Annotated in this window: 15 protein-coding genes; 1 reads left to right on the plus strand and 14 read right to left on the minus strand. The window is 53.7% G+C overall.

All coding sequences use genetic code 11. The annotated features are described in order from the left end of the window. Positions 1-11: 11 nt before the first annotated feature. On the minus strand, positions 12-1,115 hold the full coding sequence (gene bcd / locus BMX91_RS06030) for a branched-chain amino acid dehydrogenase (RefSeq protein WP_092051107.1): 1,104 nt from the start codon (positions 1,113-1,115) through the stop codon (positions 12-14). 28 nt (positions 1,116-1,143) lie between these two features. Continuing rightward, positions 1,144-3,159, minus strand: a complete 2,016-nt coding sequence (locus BMX91_RS06035; RefSeq protein WP_092051109.1) for a sigma 54-interacting transcriptional regulator — start codon at positions 3,157-3,159, stop codon at positions 1,144-1,146. 131 nt (positions 3,160-3,290) lie between these two features. Between BMX91_RS06035 and BMX91_RS06040 the strand changes: the two genes are divergently transcribed. After that, complete coding sequence (locus BMX91_RS06040; protein WP_092051111.1) at positions 3,291-3,530, plus strand: DUF2627 family protein; 240 nt, start codon at positions 3,291-3,293, stop codon at positions 3,528-3,530. An 18-nt stretch (positions 3,531-3,548) separates the two neighbouring features. On the opposite strand, the gene BMX91_RS06045 is transcribed toward BMX91_RS06040, so the two are convergent. The 12 genes from BMX91_RS06045 to nusB form a co-directional block, all read right to left on the minus strand. Continuing rightward, a complete protein-coding gene (locus BMX91_RS06045) occupies positions 3,549-4,268 on the minus strand; it encodes a glycerophosphodiester phosphodiesterase (protein WP_092051113.1) in 720 nt (239 codons plus the stop codon). Between the two features lie 163 nt (positions 4,269-4,431). Continuing rightward, positions 4,432-5,220 (minus strand): sporulation transcription factor Spo0A, encoded by a 789-nt coding sequence (gene spo0A, locus BMX91_RS06050; protein ID WP_092051115.1) that lies wholly within the window; start codon positions 5,218-5,220, stop codon positions 4,432-4,434. A 227-nt stretch (positions 5,221-5,447) separates the two neighbouring features. Continuing rightward, positions 5,448-6,410: a SpoIVB peptidase S55 domain-containing protein gene (locus BMX91_RS06055; protein ID WP_092051117.1), complete on the minus strand. Its 963-nt coding sequence runs from the start codon at positions 6,408-6,410 to the stop codon at positions 5,448-5,450. 326 nt (positions 6,411-6,736) lie between these two features. Next, positions 6,737-8,428 (minus strand): DNA repair protein RecN, encoded by a 1,692-nt coding sequence (gene recN / locus BMX91_RS06060; RefSeq protein WP_092051118.1) that lies wholly within the window; start codon positions 8,426-8,428, stop codon positions 6,737-6,739. A gap of 18 nt (positions 8,429-8,446) precedes the next feature. After that, the gene (gene ahrC / locus BMX91_RS06065) at positions 8,447-8,896 is read right to left on the minus strand and encodes a transcriptional regulator AhrC/ArgR (protein ID WP_092051120.1); all 450 of its coding nucleotides are present in this window, start codon (positions 8,894-8,896) and stop codon (positions 8,447-8,449) included. 88 nt (positions 8,897-8,984) lie between these two features. Next, complete coding sequence (locus BMX91_RS06070) at positions 8,985-9,806, minus strand: TlyA family RNA methyltransferase (protein ID WP_092051122.1); 822 nt, start codon at positions 9,804-9,806, stop codon at positions 8,985-8,987. Further along, positions 9,803-11,707, minus strand: a complete 1,905-nt coding sequence (gene dxs / locus BMX91_RS06075; RefSeq protein WP_092052115.1) for a 1-deoxy-D-xylulose-5-phosphate synthase — start codon at positions 11,705-11,707, stop codon at positions 9,803-9,805. The genes BMX91_RS06070 and dxs overlap by 4 nt, the downstream gene beginning before the upstream one ends. Positions 11,708-11,794: 87 nt before the next feature. Further along, positions 11,795-12,679 carry a polyprenyl synthetase family protein gene (locus tag BMX91_RS06080; protein WP_092051124.1) on the minus strand — a complete coding sequence of 295 codons (885 nt, stop codon included), beginning with the start codon at positions 12,677-12,679 and terminating at the stop codon, positions 11,795-11,797. Then, positions 12,672-12,929, minus strand: a complete 258-nt coding sequence (locus BMX91_RS06085) for an exodeoxyribonuclease VII small subunit (RefSeq protein WP_092051126.1) — start codon at positions 12,927-12,929, stop codon at positions 12,672-12,674. Before BMX91_RS06085 ends, BMX91_RS06080 begins: the two co-directional genes overlap by 8 nt. Continuing rightward, positions 12,930-14,282, minus strand: a complete 1,353-nt coding sequence (xseA, locus tag BMX91_RS06090; RefSeq protein ID WP_092051128.1) for an exodeoxyribonuclease VII large subunit — start codon at positions 14,280-14,282, stop codon at positions 12,930-12,932. A gap of 189 nt (positions 14,283-14,471) precedes the next feature. Next, positions 14,472-15,332: a bifunctional methylenetetrahydrofolate dehydrogenase/methenyltetrahydrofolate cyclohydrolase FolD gene (gene folD / locus BMX91_RS06095; protein ID WP_092051130.1), complete on the minus strand. Its 861-nt coding sequence runs from the start codon at positions 15,330-15,332 to the stop codon at positions 14,472-14,474. 26 nt (positions 15,333-15,358) lie between these two features. Next, on the minus strand, positions 15,359-15,742 hold the full coding sequence (nusB, locus tag BMX91_RS06100; protein ID WP_092051132.1) for a transcription antitermination factor NusB: 384 nt from the start codon (positions 15,740-15,742) through the stop codon (positions 15,359-15,361). Positions 15,743-16,021: the final 279 nt, after the last annotated feature.

Genomic DNA, 16,021 nt, shown 5'->3' on the forward strand with positions numbered 1-16,021 from the left:
CCTGTTACAGGTCATCGGCGATGAAGCGTATCCTTGCCGTTTCGGAGAAATTGGCCGCGGGCTTTTGCGATATTCGTGATTCGTTCTTCGGCGAGGCGGTCCGCTGCCGCGTAGGATGGGATACCGTCACGTTTCGAGATTTCAAATACTTTTGCAATCGTGTCATAGATTTTCTCAACCTTTTTCATCGCACGCTCGCGGTTGTAGCCTTCCAGTTCATCAGCTACATTAATGACGCCGCCTGCGTTGATAATGTAGTCCGGCGCATAGACGATGCCCATCTCATGGATGCGGTCACCATGTTCCGGTGTTTTCAGTTGGTTGTTAGCGGAACCTGCGATGACTTTCGCCTTCAACTGAGGGATCGTTTCGTCATTGATGGTCGCACCAAGCGCACACGGCGCATAAATGTCGCAGTCAACACCGTAGATGTCATTGATTCCGACCGCTTCCGCCCCAAATTCTTCCACTGCGCGGCGTACGGCTTCATCGTTGATATCCGTTACGATCAGTTTCGCGCCTTCTTCATGCAGATGGCGGCATAGTGTAAAGGCCACGTTGCCGACGCCTTGGACTGCAACCGTCTTTCCTTCCAGGGAATCAGAACCGAAAGCCTCTTTTGCAGCCGCCTTCATTCCCCGGTAAACCCCGTATGCCGTAACCGGGGACGGGTTGCCGGAAGAGCCTTCGTGCGTTGGGGAGATGCCTGTGACAAAATCGGTCTCCTGATGGATGATGTCCATATCCCCTTCTGTTGTCCCTACATCTTCTGCAGTGATGTAGCGGCCGTTGAGGCCCTGGATATAGCGGCCGAATGCACGAAACATCTCTTCATTCTTGTCAGTTTTCGGGTTTCCGATGATCACGGTTTTGCCGCCGCCCAGGTTCAGTCCTGCAGCGGCATTTTTATAGGTCATGCCTTTTGCAAGGCGGAGGGCATCGATGACTGCTTCTTCCTCCGTCGCATACGTCCACATCCTTGCTCCTCCGAGTGCAGGGCCGAGCGTCGTGTCATGGATGGCGATGATCGCCTTTAGTCCGGATGTTTTGTCCTGGCAGAACACCACTTGTTCGTAATCGCTTTCTTCTAGGTAGCTAAACAGTTCCATCTTCATTCTCCTCCTTGGTGATAGGTCGGGCCGGTCACACCAGCCGGTGCTTTTCCAGTTTGTAATATAGGGTGCGGACAGATATTCCGAGTTGCCGGGCGGCATCGGATTTGTTCCCTCCGCAGTTTGTAAGCGCTTCCTTTAAGATCAGGCGTTCATGGGCATCCAGCTGTTCTGCCAGAGTGCCTTCTGTACCGCTTCCTTCTGCCTGGAATACGGCGGAAAGGTCAGCTTTTCCGAGCAATTTGTCAGTGGGTTTCATAAAGATGAGAGCACGGCTGATGACATTTTCCAGCTCCCGTACGTTGCCGGGCCAGTTGTGTTGTCTGAGCAGTCCTGCGGCATCTTCGGTGATTTCCGAGACCGAACGTCCCAGATCCCGGTTCAGCTTTGGCAGCAGTTTTTCTGCAAGAAGCTTGATATCCCCTTTGCGGTGACGCAACGGTGGAATGTGGACAGGCATCCGGTTCAGACGGTGGAACAGGTCTTCACGAAACTTTCCTTCCTTCATGAGCTTTTCAAGATTCCGGTTGGTCGCAACGATGACCCTGAGGGAAACCGAAACGGGCCTGCTGCCGCCGGCACGGAAGAATTCGTTTTCTTCGAGCACTCTTAGAAGGGCGACCTGGACATCCATCGGCAGCTCACCGATCTCGTCGATAAACAACGTCCCGCCATGCGCTTCCTCAAAAAGCCCTTCTGTAATTTCTGGAACACCGTCACCTGCAGGCTCTTCTGCACCGAAAAGTTCCTGTGACAGCCGCTCTTCAGGAATCGCGGAGCAATTGACGCGGACAAAGTTCTCTTTTCCCGCCTCATGGTGGATGGCCTGGGCAAACACTTCCTTGCCGGTGCCCGATTCTCCCCGCAGCAAGATCGGAAGCGGCAGGGTGGATGCGAGCCTTGCCTGCTGGATCGCCAATTGCATGTCCGGAGATTCGCCTGCCAGGTCCTCAAATGTATAGCGGGTTTCCAGGGAGCGGATAATGCGGCGGGCATGGTCAAGTTCATCGGCAAGCTCCCGCATTTCAGTCAGGTCATGAATGATCCCGATGCTCCCTTTCAGCTCGTCACCGACAAGGACCGGGGCCACGTTGACGACGACTTCCCTTGCCGCCGGGCCGACTCGCATCCGAACGCCCCGGATTGGACGTCCGGTTTCCAGTACCTTCATGTGGATACTTTCACCCTCGGTGATATCGACTGTGGCCGGCTTGCCGATGACATCTGCATCGGTAAGGCCGGTCAGCCGGGTGTAGGCCGGGTTGATCATGATGCCCCGGCCTTTTTCGTCAACGACAGAGATGGCGTCATCGCTGGAATGGATGATGGCCTCCAGCATGGATTGGATTTCTTTCAGGTTGGTAATTTCCTCGGCGAGTTCCACCACTCCGGTAATATCCCGGAAAACGGCGAACGCGCCGGCACGATTGCCGGACGTATCATTGATCGGCCGTCTGGACGTCACGACCCGGGTGCCGTTTGTAAGTGTCAGTTCACGGTTCAGCTCCGGTATTCCTGTCTTTGCGACATGGAGCAGATTGCTGTCCGGAATCACATCGAGGATATGGCGGCCGAGTGCGCTCCGCACCGGTGTGCCGGTGATCAGAGAGGCGCTGCGGTTAAAGAACCGGATCACTCCATCCCCGTCTGTCCCGATCATTCCCTCGTCAAGCGAGTCGAAAATCATCTTGTTCCGGTGTGTCTCGGAACGCAGCCGCTCGATGTATGCGGTGTTTTCCTCAAGCAGGCTGACGAGCAGCTTGGCGATCGTGCCGGGAATCAGCACCGCGTGCGCGGGCCTGGCCTTCAGCAACTCTCCAAACACACCCTGTTCACCGGTTACATCAAAAATCATATGAAGATCATTTGTGATAAGGGGGCGCCAGTCTGCGCCGTGCGGAATGCCGTTTTCCTCTGCGATCAGGATGCCGGGGGCTTCCGGATTCGGGTCGACAATTCCCGTGACGTTCATATAGTCGAGATGCAGAAGAAGCTGCAATATGGCTGTGCCGCCGGCGCCGGCCCCTACGACCAATACATTCTGCAAAATCCTTCAGGCCCTTCTAGAGATTTGTGCAATGCTTTGCATAATCAGCTTTATCATACCTGATAGCGGTCTTCTTGACAATCCTCTTGTTGAAAAGGAAAATATAACTCGAGAGAAAGGGAGAGATCATCATGCAGCGGCTTGCCGCCTTTATCGTCCTGCTGATCCCGGGCATCGGTGCCGCATGGGGCATCAAGCTCATGCGCGATGCCATGTTTGGCGTGCAGGCATCGGCGTTTCCCGTCTGGCTCCAGTTCCTGTTCGGCCTCATTGTCCTGATTCTTTGTATCGGGTTCTTCGCGGGGTTCCTATACAGGCGTGACCAGCGAAACGGAAAAATACCGAAAGATCGCTTTAAGCGCAAAAACTAAAGGTTCCTGACATTATTGTCAGGAACCTTTTTGCATCGCTTTTTTGACCGTGTCCGGGTAATCCGTGATCCATCCGCGGATGAATGCCTCAGGTTTCGGAATGAAGGGCTCGGTGCCGTCCACTCCGTATACCCTTGCGAATTTGCCATCGCGCTCGATGGCGCCGAGATATTTGCCGGACCAGAGCCGCTTGTGGATGTGGAATCCGTCTGCACTGCCGTACATGCCCAAGTTGTCCCAGCGGGTTTTCTTTGTGGCGATCAGCGCAGTCTCTGCTCCCGGATCTTCCTGCTTCACCCTCATAAGAAGAGGATAATGGAAAGAGGAAAAATGGATGTCCGGATAGCCCTTGGCGGCATTCACAACCTTTGCGACGGCTTCCGGGCGATCAAGGAACGTTTCCTTTAATTCAATATTTAGCGCAGGGCTGCCCGATAACCTGGCCCATTCAAAAAACTCTGTAACCGTCATCGCCGGCTTCCCGAGAAGCCGCTTCCATCGATTCCGGCCGATTCTCAGTTTCCTGACTTCTTCCAAAGTCAGCTCCGTAATGAACCGGCGGGTACCCGTGACACGGTACAGGTCGGCATCGTGGATGATGACGGGAACCCCGTCTTTCGTCAGCTGAACGTCCGTCTCGATGCCGTCTGCTCCGAGTCCGATCGCTTTTTCGAATGCCCGAAGTGTATTTTCAAAGGCGTATCCCGAAGCTCCCCTGTGTGCATACACTTTCCTCATGCGCCCCACCCTTTCTGCATCTCCTTACTTTTTGTTTCCCGTAACAGGGCACCCGAAACGGATTCCACTCCGGAGGAAATGCCTTACTTACTATAAACGAAGAAAGCCGCCCGGGGTTCCGGGCGGCTGTTCCGGCAAGTGCCGGTATGAATGCGGTTTACTTTCAGGCAGTCATGAATTCAAGTCGCAGTCTGTCCGATACCATCGCAATAAACTCAGAATTCGTTGGCTTGCTCTTCATATGATGCACCGTATAGCCGAACATCTTCGAGATGACTTCATAGTTCCCCCGGTTCCAGGCGACTTCGATGGCGTGGCGGATTGCCCGTTCCACACGGGAAGGTGTCGTATTGAATTTTTCCGCAATCTCCGGATACAGCACTTTTGTGACCGAGCCGAGCAGATCCACGTCATGATACACCATTGTGATCGCTTCGCGCAGGAAAGCGTATCCTTTGATGTGCGCAGGAACCCCGATTTCCTTGATGATTGCGGTGATGGCCGTATCGATCGCCTTTTTGCTGAGTGTCTGCTGCTTGCCGGCTTTTGACCCCTGAACGGCTGACTTCAGCTGACGCCCGTTTTTCATCTGGAGAATCTGATGGACCAGGCGATCGAATTCAAACGGTTTCAGGATAAAGTAAGATGCACCGAGCTCAGCAGCCTGCTGCATGATTTCCTCTTGTCCGAATGCGGTGAGCATGATGATGTTCATGTCTCCTGTTCCCCCGTTTGCATGGAGTTCCTCAAGAACACCGATACCGTCCAGATGAGGCATGATGATATCCAGCAACAGCACATCAGGTTTTTTCTCTTCCAGCATGTTCAGGCAGAGCTTCCCGTTTGCAGCCGTTCCGATCACTTCGATCTCCGGGTGATTTTCAAAATAAATAAGCATTGTCCTTACAAGTTCCCGATTGTCATCCGCCACTGCAACTTTGATTTTTTCCATTATGAATTTCCCCCTTATTTAAAACGAACCCATCTCAGAGACATGTTAGAATAGTTCGACATCCTGCTGTTAGTACCTTCATCAAATCTTAAAATGGGCCTCATGAACGATATTTCCGACATCATTCGACGAAAATCCACAATTCAAAATGCTTCATTTCAACCTTTATTATAATGCAAAAAAAGGAAAAGACCATACCTATTATGGTATGGCCAAGAATATATTTTTTACGGCTTCCGTTTTGTCATCTCACCAATGGGAAGAGCCGCCCCTTTTAACGGTTCCTCGACAAACATATGCGTCACGACCCCGGCAAATTTTCCGTCCTGGATAATCGGACTGCCACTCATGCCCTGCAAGATGCCACCTGTTTTTTCGATCAATGCACGATCTGTGACCGTAAACCTAAATACATCATCTGCGCTTGCCGTGATGTTGATACTATACTTATTGATTTCCGTGCCTTTGATCGTCGTGTAGATAGAAGCTTCTCCTTCACGGATCTCTTGGGGCCGCATAATCTCCACCGGTTTCGGGAATGCTCCTGTTAACGTTGATGTCCATTTTCCGAATATCCCATAGATTTCGTTTTCACGGATATCGCCAAGGAGCTGCTGTCCGGATTCAACCGACGAGATTTTGTACCCCGGCTTGCCCGGCTCGCTTTTTTTGATCTGTTCGACATCCGCCAGGAAGATGGAGCCGCCTGAGAACGGTGGTGCTCCGTCCAATGTCCTGTCGATGATCTGATGGCCGAGTGCCCCATATTCACCGGTTTTCGGATCTACGTACGTCAATGTACCGATTCCCTCTGTCCGCTCACGTATGAATGATGGGAGATTGAGGAGCTCTTTTTTCGTGGCCCCGACTTCCATTTCCCGTCCTTCACGTTCAATATCGAGTACCGCTTTTCCTCCGCCAGAAGCTTCTGCGGCGTCCGAGATGTCCTGTGGCGTAGTGACTTCTTTTCCGTCAAGCGCCTTCACGATGTCGCCGGCCCGCAGCCACTGGCCATCCGCGACCAGGACATCATCGGTGACAACCAGCATCCCCAATTCCAGATGGATGCCGATTGAATGTCCCATTGGAATGAGCGTCTTCGGTCCGTCCGCTGCCGCACCGGTTGCACCTGTAAGGAACAGGACAGCAAGCAGTGCAAACAGCATCAGCTTCCGGCTAATCCATCGCATGGTTCACCTCCCCGTGCTGTTATATCGTTACTATGTGTCCGGTGCCTTTTCTTATGTCCGGTATAATGTAGCATGAAAATCAGGGGATAACGAAAGGTGCTGCAGTTACAGCATTCTGACAACATCTCATATAAATTCGAAGAAAAAACTTAAATGCCGGATAGGCATACATCATTTCAGTTCATCTGTACAAATTAAAGCGAAAAAGGGGCCGGCAGAAATTCGATTGCTTTAGATTTCATGAAAATCGTTATTGGAACAAAAAATACTCCCCCTGCTCCGGCATGTAGGCTGCGGACAGGGGGAGTGCTGATTTCAATCTAAGTTCACATTTCTTTTTTCCGGTCTTCCGCCATGACGAGAAGCTCTTCTGCATGACGTTTGGTGAGATCTGTCATTTCCGCTCCTGTCATCATCCGGCTCAGTTCCTCTGTGCGCTCCATCCCTTCGAGTTCAGCGACTGATGTGGAGGTGCGTCCGTCCGAGAACTCTTTGCGGATGAAAAGGTGATGGTCTGCCATCGCCGCAACCTGAGGCAGATGGGAAATGCAGAGGACCTGTGAGTGCATGGATATGGCGGCAATTTTCTCGGCGATTGCCTGCGCCACCCGCCCGCTGACACCGGTGTCCACTTCGTCAAAAATAATTGAAGTAACTTCCTGATGTTTTGAAAAAATCGTCTTCAGTGCCAGCATAATCCGGGAAAGTTCTCCTCCGGACGCCACTTTGGCAAGCGGCTTCGGTGGTTCCCCGACGTTTGCCGAAATGAGGAAGATCACATCTTCCGCACCGTGACGGTCGAAATGGCTGCTTTCCCTGAATTCCACGGTGAATTGAGCCTTCTCCATGTACAGTTCCGAAAGCTGGCGATGGATCGCTTCCGCCAGCCGGACAGCTGCTTCTTTCCTCAGCCCCGACAGCTCTCCCGCTTCCACTGCCAGGTCGGCTTCGATCGATTCGATTTCTTTTCTTTCGTCTTTGAGCCGCTCATCTCGGTTAAGGAACTTTTCCAGTTCTTCTGCGATCTTGTCACGGTAGGCCAGAATTTCCGGTACGGATGCCCCGTATTTCCTTTTCATGGTCTGAAGCAGGGCGAGCCGGTGCTCCACTTCGTCGAGGCGGCCCGGGTCGAATTCCATCCCGTCAAGCATACTTTTTAAAGAATACGCGGTTTCCTGCAGTGTATAAAATGCATCGGATACCGAAGTCGCAAATTCTCCTGCCTGAGGATCGACTTCAGCCGCGTGTTCAAGGTCGCTCATCGCGGAACCCGTCCAGTCAAGTCCTTTAGACTCGCCCTGGATGGCTTCATACGCAGCAGAAACACGCTCGAAGATGGCCGTGAAATTCTTCAGCCGTGTCCGCTCTTCTTCCAGTTCTTCTTCTTCCCCCTCAAAAAAGCCCGCCTCGTCAATTTCCGTCAACTGAAAACGGTACAGATCGATTCGATGGGCAATCTGCTGTTCGGATTCGTCGTAACGTGCAATCCGTTTTTTCAGCTTGATATAGCGGTCATAAAGGGAAGCGTAGCTTTCCTTGGCATCGCTGATCGTTTCCCAGCCGAATTGGTCCAGCAAAAGCACGTGGCGTTGCTCGTCCATCAGCTCCTGCGTTTCGTGCTGCCCATGAATATCGATCAGCGCAGAACCGATTTCCCGCAGGATGGCGAGGGTCACCAGCTTGCCGTTCACCCGGCAGGTGCTTTTCCCGGAAGCTGAAATGTCCCGCCTCAGGATCACCATTCCTTCATCATCCGAAGGAATTCCTGACTCCTCGAGTTTCCGGAAAACAGGGTGTCCGCCGTAGGAAACTTCGAACATCCCTTCAAGCTCCGCTTTTTTTTCACCGTGGCGGATGAACTCACTGGATCCCCTGCCGCCGGCTAAAAGCTGGACAGCATCGATGATGATCGATTTCCCCGCTCCCGTCTCCCCCGTTAGGACAGTCAGTCCATTGTCGAAGCGGATGGACAGGTCACGGATAATTGCGAAGTTCTTGATTGACAGTTCTCTAAGCACGGGGCGTTCACCTCCTGATCAGAGCATGCCCAGCAGCTTTGCCCTTACTGTTTCACGCTGTTCGTCATTCCGGCAAAGAATGAGGCACGTATCATCCCCGCAGATGGTGCCGAGGATCTCTTCCCATTCGATCTGGTCGATCAGCGAACCGATCGCGTGCGCATTGCCCGGCAGTGTTTTCATGACAAGAAAATGCCCGGCTCCGTCAATGCTGACAAACGCATCGGTCAACGCCCGGTTAAGCTTGCGCATGGGATCAAAGCTGCGCTCGGCAGGCAAGCTGTATTTGTAGCGGCCGTCCCTGAGCGGGACCTTCACGAGATGAAGTTCTTTGATATCTCTCGAAATCGTCGCCTGGGTCACATTGAACCCCTCATGCTTTAACCGGTCGACGAGCTCGTCCTGTGTTTCTATTTCATTGTGTCCAATAATTTCCCGAATACGGATATGCCGTTGGCCCTTGCTCAATCTATTCCCTCCGAAGAATGCATATTTCCTAATAAGAATGTACCATTATCCATTTTTCGCAACAACAAAAAACCCCCTATTCCGGGGGTCAATCCAACTTTTCATGGGCTTCCTTCACTAGTGCGGAAAAAGTCCCTTCCGGAAGCCGGTACTCCGGATCCTCTGTCGCCTTCAGGTGAAAGAGGAACTCGATATTGCCTTCGCCTCCGGTAACAGGGGAGAACGAAGCATTCATGACGTCGAATCCGTTTGAAACAGCCATCGCTGCCGTACGTTCGAGGACTTCAAGGTGAACAGCCGGGTCACGGACGATCCCTTTTTTGCCTACGTTCTCCCGTCCGGCCTCAAACTGGGGTTTGACAAGCGCGATGACGTCTCCTCCCGGCATCAGCACTGTCTTTAAAGTCGGCAGGATGAGGGAAAGAGAGATGAACGATACATCGATTGTCGCGAATTCCGGTATGCCCTCCGTGAATAGATCAGGGGTTGCATGACGGAAATTCACCCGTTCCATGACGGTCACCCTCGGGTCCTGACGGAGTTTGTAGGCGAGCTGGTTATAGCCGACATCAAGTGCGTAGCTATGGGCAGCGCCGTTTTGAAGTGCGCAGTCCGTGAAACCGCCCGTTGATGCGCCAATATCCAGGATCAGCTTGCCGGCCACACTCACCTCAAAGGTTTCAAGCGCTTTTTCAAGCTTGAGGCCCCCGCGGCTTACATACTTCATCCCGTTGCCTTTCACCTGGATATCTGCGTCAGCAGGAATCTTCTCACCAGGTTTATCCATCCTGCGGTCACCGGAAAAGACGATTCCCGCCATGACGGCCCGTTTGGCCTGTTCGCGGGTTTCAAAAAATCCGCGGTCAGCCAAGAGGACATCAATTCTTTCTTTTGGCTGCTTGGGTGTCATAGGGCATGCATGCCTTTCTGGCGGGACAGACCCACCAGTTTTTCGACCTTGTCAGCAAGAGCTTCGTCTGTCATGCCGATCTCCTCAAGGAGTTCCGGCACGCTGCCGTGTTCAATGAATTTGTCGGGAATGCCCATGCGGTCGATGATGCTTCCGTGGAATCCGTGTTCGTGCGCGAACTCGATGACCCCGCTTCCGAATCCGCCTGCCAGGACCGCTTCCTCAACAGTCACGATCGGCAATTTCCGTTCCAGGAGGTTTTTAAGCATTTCCTCGTCAAATGGTTTGATGAACCGCGCATTGACAACAGCAGCGCCGATGCCTTTTTCGCGCAACTTTTCCGCGGCGGCCAGCGCCATCGGAATGGTCGTTCCGAATGTCAGGATGGCCGCATCACGTCCTTCTGTGAGCATCTCCCATGAGCCGATCGGGATTTCCCTGAGCTCTTCATCAAGCGGAACACCCAGGCCATTGCCGCGCGGATAGCGCAGTGCGATGGGGCCGTTGTCATAGCTGACCGCTGTCCTGACCATATGCTGGCCCTCATTTTCATCTTTCGGCATCATGATCGTCAGGTTCGGCATGCTTCTGAGGAATGCAATGTCGAAGACGCCCTGGTGGGTTTCCCCATCAGCGCCGACCAGCCCTGCCCTGTCGATGCCGATAAAGACATTCAGATTCTGCCTCGCGATATCGTGGAGCATCTGGTCATAAGAACGCTGCAGGAAAGTTGAGTAAATAGCGAGGAACGGCTTCATCTCTTCGACCGCCAACCCTGCTGCCATCGTCGTAGCATGCTGCTCAGCAATTCCGACATCGAACATCCGGTCCGGGAATTCAGATGCGAAGCCTTCCAGCTTCGATCCGACCGGCATCGCAGGCGTGATTGCGACCACACGCTTGTCCTCCCGGGCAATCCGGCGGACAGTTTCCGCAATCAGCGCGCTCCAGCCCGGTGCTTTAGCCGGAGACTTGATGAGGTCGCCCGTTTCAAGCTTATATGGCCCGGTGCCATGCCAGGTGCCGATCTTGTCCTCTTCTGCCGGGCGGAAACCCTTGCCTTTTTTGGTCAGGACGTGGATGATCACCGGCCCTTCCATCTTTTTGGCGTAATTCAGATTGGCTTCAAGATCCTCGAAGCTGTGCCCGTCAACGGGACCCAGATAAGTAAAGCCGAGTTCTTCGAAAAAGACACCTGTGACGAGCAGATATTTTAGGCTGTCCTTTACCCGCTCCGCCGTCGCGGCCAGCTTGCCGCCGACAGCCGGAATCTTCTTCAGCAGATATTCAAGCTCGTCTTTTGCTTTGTTATACTTTCCGGCAGTGCGCAGCCGCCCGAGCACGTTATGAAGAGCACCCACGTTCGGCGCAATCGACATTTCATTGTCATTCAGGATGACGGTCATGTTTGTGCGCTCGGATCCGATATGGTTCAGCGCCTCAAGCGCCATCCCGCCTGTTAGTGCGCCGTCCCCGATCACCGGGATGACATGGTTGTCCGCACCCTTGATATCGCGTGCTGCCGCCATGCCCATCGCGGCTGACAGAGAAGTCGAACTGTGGCCGGTTTCCCAGACATCATGCTCGCTCTCGATTCGTTTCGGGAACCCGCAAAGGCCCCTGTACTTCCTGAGCGTAGAGAAATCACACGCACGGCCGGTCAGGATCTTATGGACGTATGCCTGGTGGCCCACATCCCAGATAATCTTGTCCTGCGGGCTGTCAAAAGCCCTGTGCAGGGCAATTGTCAGCTCCACGACACCGAGGTTCGGCCCGATGTGGCCGCCGGTAGCGGACAGCTCACGGATCAGGAACGACCGGATATCCGATGCCAGTGACTCCAATTCCCCGTTGCCAAGCTCCTTCAGGAAGGATGGATCGGAAATCTTGGTCAAATCCATCGCCATCACTCACCTTTATAAAAAAATAGGTAAAAATATTCTTTGTTCATTATAGCAGTGTCCCATCCATACACCAAACAAACGCTGTCAGGAAACGCGATGGATGATGTAATCCGCGATCAGGCGGAGGATAGGATCAGGGTCTTTCAGGAATGAAATGGCTTTGACTGCTTCTGTATGATGATGGAGCAGCTTTTGCCTTGCCCCTTCCATTGTCAGGATGGCGGGATAGGTGTTTTTCCCCTGCTCGGCGTCAGCCCCCGTCTTTTTGCCGGTAACTTTCTCGTCCCCCACAACGTCCAGGATGTCATCCTGGATCTGGAAGGCGATGCCGATGTGGCGTGCATAGCGCCTGAGCTGTTCCCGATCCGTAGCTTTCGCCTTGGCGAGTATTGCACCTGCCTCTACCGCAAAGGTCAGCAGCGCACCGGTTTTGAGCCGGTGGACGTTTTCAAGTTCGTTTTCCGAAAGCTTTTTCTGTTCGGCATCCATGTCAAGCACCTGGCCGCCGACCATGCCTTCTGCGCCCGCGGTGCGGGTAAGCAGGAGGATCAGCTCAAGCTTTTCGGCATCCGTCAGTGATGGTGCTTTGCCGATCACGGAAAAGCTTTCCGTCAGCATGGCGTCTCCCGCCAGGATGGCTGTAGCCTCACCATATACTTTATGGTTCGTCGGCTTGCCTCGTCGCAGGTCATCATCGTCCATCGCGGGAAGATCGTCATGGATCAGCGAATATGTATGGATCATCTCAAGTGCGGCGCCCACATGCAGTTCAGCGGGATGGACTTTTCCCAAGTCATGGAGCACACCGGATATCAGCAGCGGCCGGATTCTTTTCCCTCCCGCTGTCAGTGAATAGAGCATCGATTCCTTTAGCCTGGATTCCGTGTCGAGCGTCTTGACTGCCACTTCAAGCACAGGAGACAACTCACTGATCCGGCTTTCCATGAAATCTTTCAACTTCTCATTCATCGCGATTTCCTCCCTGAGCCGGATCAAAAGCTGTCGCCTCCCCGTCTTTGTCGATGAGCGTCACGAGCTGCTTTTCGGCGGACTGCAGTTTGCTGTGACAGACCGCAGACAGTTCCATTCCTTTTTTGTACAGGTCGATGGCATCTTCAAGCGGTACATCCCCAGACTCAAGCCGGCGGACGATTTCTTCCAGACGGCCGATCGCCTCTTCAAAACGGATATCTTTGGTTTCCTGTTTTTCTTCGCTCATTTATTGTTCCACGTCCTTTCGTTCTGGGGACCCTTTGACAATCGCATCAATCGTTCCGTCCCGGAATGAAATCGATACTTTGTCACCTGCATCCAATTCACCGGCGGACTTGATCACCCTGTCACCGCTTCTCACGAGGCTGTATCCCCGGTCCATGACCGAAAGCGGATTCAGCGCCTGAAGTGTGCGGACAGCCGAATCAAGTGTACGGCCCTGGCGCTGGACAGTTTCTTTTGCCGCGCGCTTGAGGCCCTCCTCCAGCCGGTTTGTGTGCTGCTGCGCCTGTGTCAGAAGCTCCCGGGGAGAGCGGGCAGATAGCCGTGCATCCAGATTGGCAATGGCCTGCCGGCGGTCGGATGCCAGCCGGGAAGCGCTTTGCCCCAGTCGCTCATCCAGAAGTTCCAGTCTTTCGGCAAATGGCCGGTATAGCCGCTCCGGAAAACTCATCGGATAAGAGGACTCAAGCCGCTCCAGCCGTTTTTGCTCTTGGCGCAGCCTGGAATGGAGGGATTGGTGGAGCCTGGATCTCGATTCAAGGATGCGCCTGGAGACCTCCACGCTGTCCGGGACAGCCAGCTCTGCGGCTGCAGTCGGAGTAGGAGCGCGGAGATCGGCCACGAAATCGGCGATGACCGTGTCGGTTTCATGGCCGACCGCGCTGATTACAGGAATACGGGAAGTGAAAATCTCCCTGGCAACCTCTTCCTCATTGAATGCCCACAGGTCCTCAATCGAACCTCCGCCCCGTCCGATGATCAGCACATCAATTCCGCCATGTCCATTGGCCTGGCGGATTGCACTTGCAATCGACGGGACGGCATTGGCTCCCTGCACTACAGCAGGGAACAGGAGCACGTCCGCGAGCGGATAGCGCCGGTTCAATGTCGTACAGATATCACGGACCGCAGCCCCTGTCGGAGCGGTGATGACCCCGACCCTGTCCGGGTAAGCAGGAATGGGCTGTTTCCATTTGGCGTTGAACAATCCCTCTTTGCCAAGCCGCTCTTTTAGCTGCTCAAATGCGATGAATAGTTCCCCGACGCCATCCGGCTGCATCGAATTCGCATAAAGCTGGTATTGGCCGGCAGCCTCATAAACATTCACATCGCCCCGGATCAGGACATTCATGCCTTCCTCCGGCCGAAATTTCAGCTTGGAGGCATTGGCGCGGAACATCGCTGCATTGATGCGGGATCGGCTATCCTTCAAGGTAAAATAAACATGCCCGGAAGAATGGAGCTTTACATTCGAGAGCTCCCCCTTGACGTAGACATCACGGAGATGGAGATCCGCATCGAACTTGCGCTTGATGTATTTGGTCAGAGCACCGACTGTCAGATAAGGGTTTTGCATGCCGGCACCGCCTCTCTCTTGAATTACAAAAATATAGCGGCAGGCCGGCACGTTCCCGGGCGCAGCCGCCGGGACGCGCCGGCCACTGGGCCGGTACCGTCACGGCAGGCAGGCTTACCGAGGGGGCCGTACCGCCCTTGCCGCATGCTTAAACAATTTTGTCGTATTCCGAAACGATCTGCCGGATGCTTACCGTCCTTCCCGGAAAGCCTTTTCGGCACTTTTCAGCGTGTTCGACATGAGCATTGCAATCGTCATCGGCCCGACTCCGCCAGGGACGGGTGTGATGGCCGAAGCAACCGGAATGACGCTGTCAAAATCAACATCCCCGTGCAGCTTTCCGTCTTCTCCCCGGTTGATGCCGACATCGATGACAACAGCATCCTCTTTGACATGCTCCCGGCCGATCATGCCTTCCCGCCCGACAGCTGCAATCAGGACATCTGCCTGGCGGGTGATGGACGGCAGGTCTGCCGTCCTGGAGTGACAGATCGTCACGGTGGCATTCGCATGAAGAAGAAGCATGGCCATCGGCTTGCCGACGATATTGCTCCGTCCCACCACTACGGCATGCTTGCCGTTCAGGTCCACTCCACGCCGCTCCAGCATGGCCATGATGCCGAGTGGCGTGCAAGGGACAAATCCCTCCATGCCTGCCATAAGTCTTCCGGCATTGACTGGATGGAACCCGTCCACGTCTTTGTCGGGATGGATCGCGGCGATGATGCGCTGCTCGTCGATCTGTTCCGGGAGCGGAAGCTGGACAAGTATGCCATGGATGGCAGCATCCCTATTGAGCCGGTCGATCTCGGCGAGAAGGTCGGCCTCACTTGTCCCGCTGCTTAATCGGATCACCTCGGAGTGCATGCCAAGCGCCTTTGTCGTGCGCTCTTTGCTGCCGACATAAGCCGAGGATGCAGGGTCTTCACCCACAAGGATCACTGCTAGTCCGGGAGTCCTCCCTTTCGCCTTCAGACGGTCGACGCCCTCTTTTACTTCTTCCTTCACTAACCCGCTGATTTCTCTGCCGTCAATAATCTTGCCTTCCACACTCTTCACTCCAAGCTATATAGGTGTCAGTCTGTGTATTTGGATAGGACGCCGTTCACAAACCGGCTTGATTTCTCATCTCCGAATGTCTTACTGAGCTCGATTGCTTCATTCAATACGACTTTGGAAGGCGTTTCTTCCATATGAAGAAGTTCGTAAACGGCCATCCGAAGCACGGTCCTTTCAACCTTCGGGAGCCGTTCCAGTTTCCAGTTCTCGAGCTTCGACTTCAACGACTCGTCGATTTCTTCCCTATTGCCATAAGTTCCCTCGACGAGGGAGGCATAGAACGGATCACGGACTTCCTCTTCCCCCGTGATATGGTCCATCGCCTCATTGGGCGTCATCTCCGTGCTGTCCAGCTGGAACAGCGCCTGCATGGCTTTTTCTCGTGCTTCATGTCGTTTCATCCGGGCAATCTCCTCTTTTTGCATCGTTCTGGACTATGATAGCATATTTTCGCCGATCCGTAGGAATCCGGAAACAAAAAGCCGCCTTTAATTGGCGGCTTTTTGTTCATGCTTAGGAAATTATAAATCGTCACTCTGTGAATAACGGCTACTCACATGGCATCCCCGGCCAGCTCCAGCGCCCAGCAACTCGCAAACTTCACCCTTCTCCACTGCGATAAGTCAACATCGGCTCGTTCCTCGCCGTGTTTCCTTTATCTCATTGCGATGGGTTCCAGT

Source organism: Bhargavaea ginsengi (genome assembly GCF_900109165.1).
Taxonomy (GTDB): Bacteria; Bacillota; Bacilli; order Bacillales_A; family Planococcaceae; genus Bhargavaea; species Bhargavaea ginsengi.

What these genes read in the sequence shown, in the direction of transcription:
- BMX91_RS06040 (WP_092051111.1), top strand. Translation starts at nt 3,291, where the DNA reads ATGCAGCGGCTTGCCGCCTTTATCGTCCTGCTGATCCCGGGCATCGGT.
- BMX91_RS06070 (WP_092051122.1), bottom strand. Translation starts at nt 9,806, where the DNA reads ATGACACCCAAGCAGCCAAAAGAAAGAATTGATGTCCTCTTGGCTGAC.
- BMX91_RS06080 (WP_092051124.1), bottom strand. Translation starts at nt 12,679, where the DNA reads ATGAATGAGAAGTTGAAAGATTTCATGGAAAGCCGGATCAGTGAGTTG.
- BMX91_RS06045 (WP_092051113.1), bottom strand. Translation starts at nt 4,268, where the DNA reads ATGAGGAAAGTGTATGCACACAGGGGAGCTTCGGGATACGCCTTTGAA.
- xseA (WP_092051128.1), bottom strand. Translation starts at nt 14,282, where the DNA reads ATGCAAAACCCTTATCTGACAGTCGGTGCTCTGACCAAATACATCAAG.
- BMX91_RS06055 (WP_092051117.1), bottom strand. Translation starts at nt 6,410, where the DNA reads ATGCGATGGATTAGCCGGAAGCTGATGCTGTTTGCACTGCTTGCTGTC.
- BMX91_RS06085 (WP_092051126.1), bottom strand. Translation starts at nt 12,929, where the DNA reads ATGAGCGAAGAAAAACAGGAAACCAAAGATATCCGTTTTGAAGAGGCG.
- bcd (WP_092051107.1), bottom strand. Translation starts at nt 1,115, where the DNA reads ATGAAGATGGAACTGTTTAGCTACCTAGAAGAAAGCGATTACGAACAA.
- spo0A (WP_092051115.1), bottom strand. Translation starts at nt 5,220, where the DNA reads ATGGAAAAAATCAAAGTTGCAGTGGCGGATGACAATCGGGAACTTGTA.
- dxs (WP_092052115.1), bottom strand. Translation starts at nt 11,707, where the DNA reads ATGGATTTGACCAAGATTTCCGATCCATCCTTCCTGAAGGAGCTTGGC.
- nusB (WP_092051132.1), bottom strand. Translation starts at nt 15,742, where the DNA reads ATGAAACGACATGAAGCACGAGAAAAAGCCATGCAGGCGCTGTTCCAG.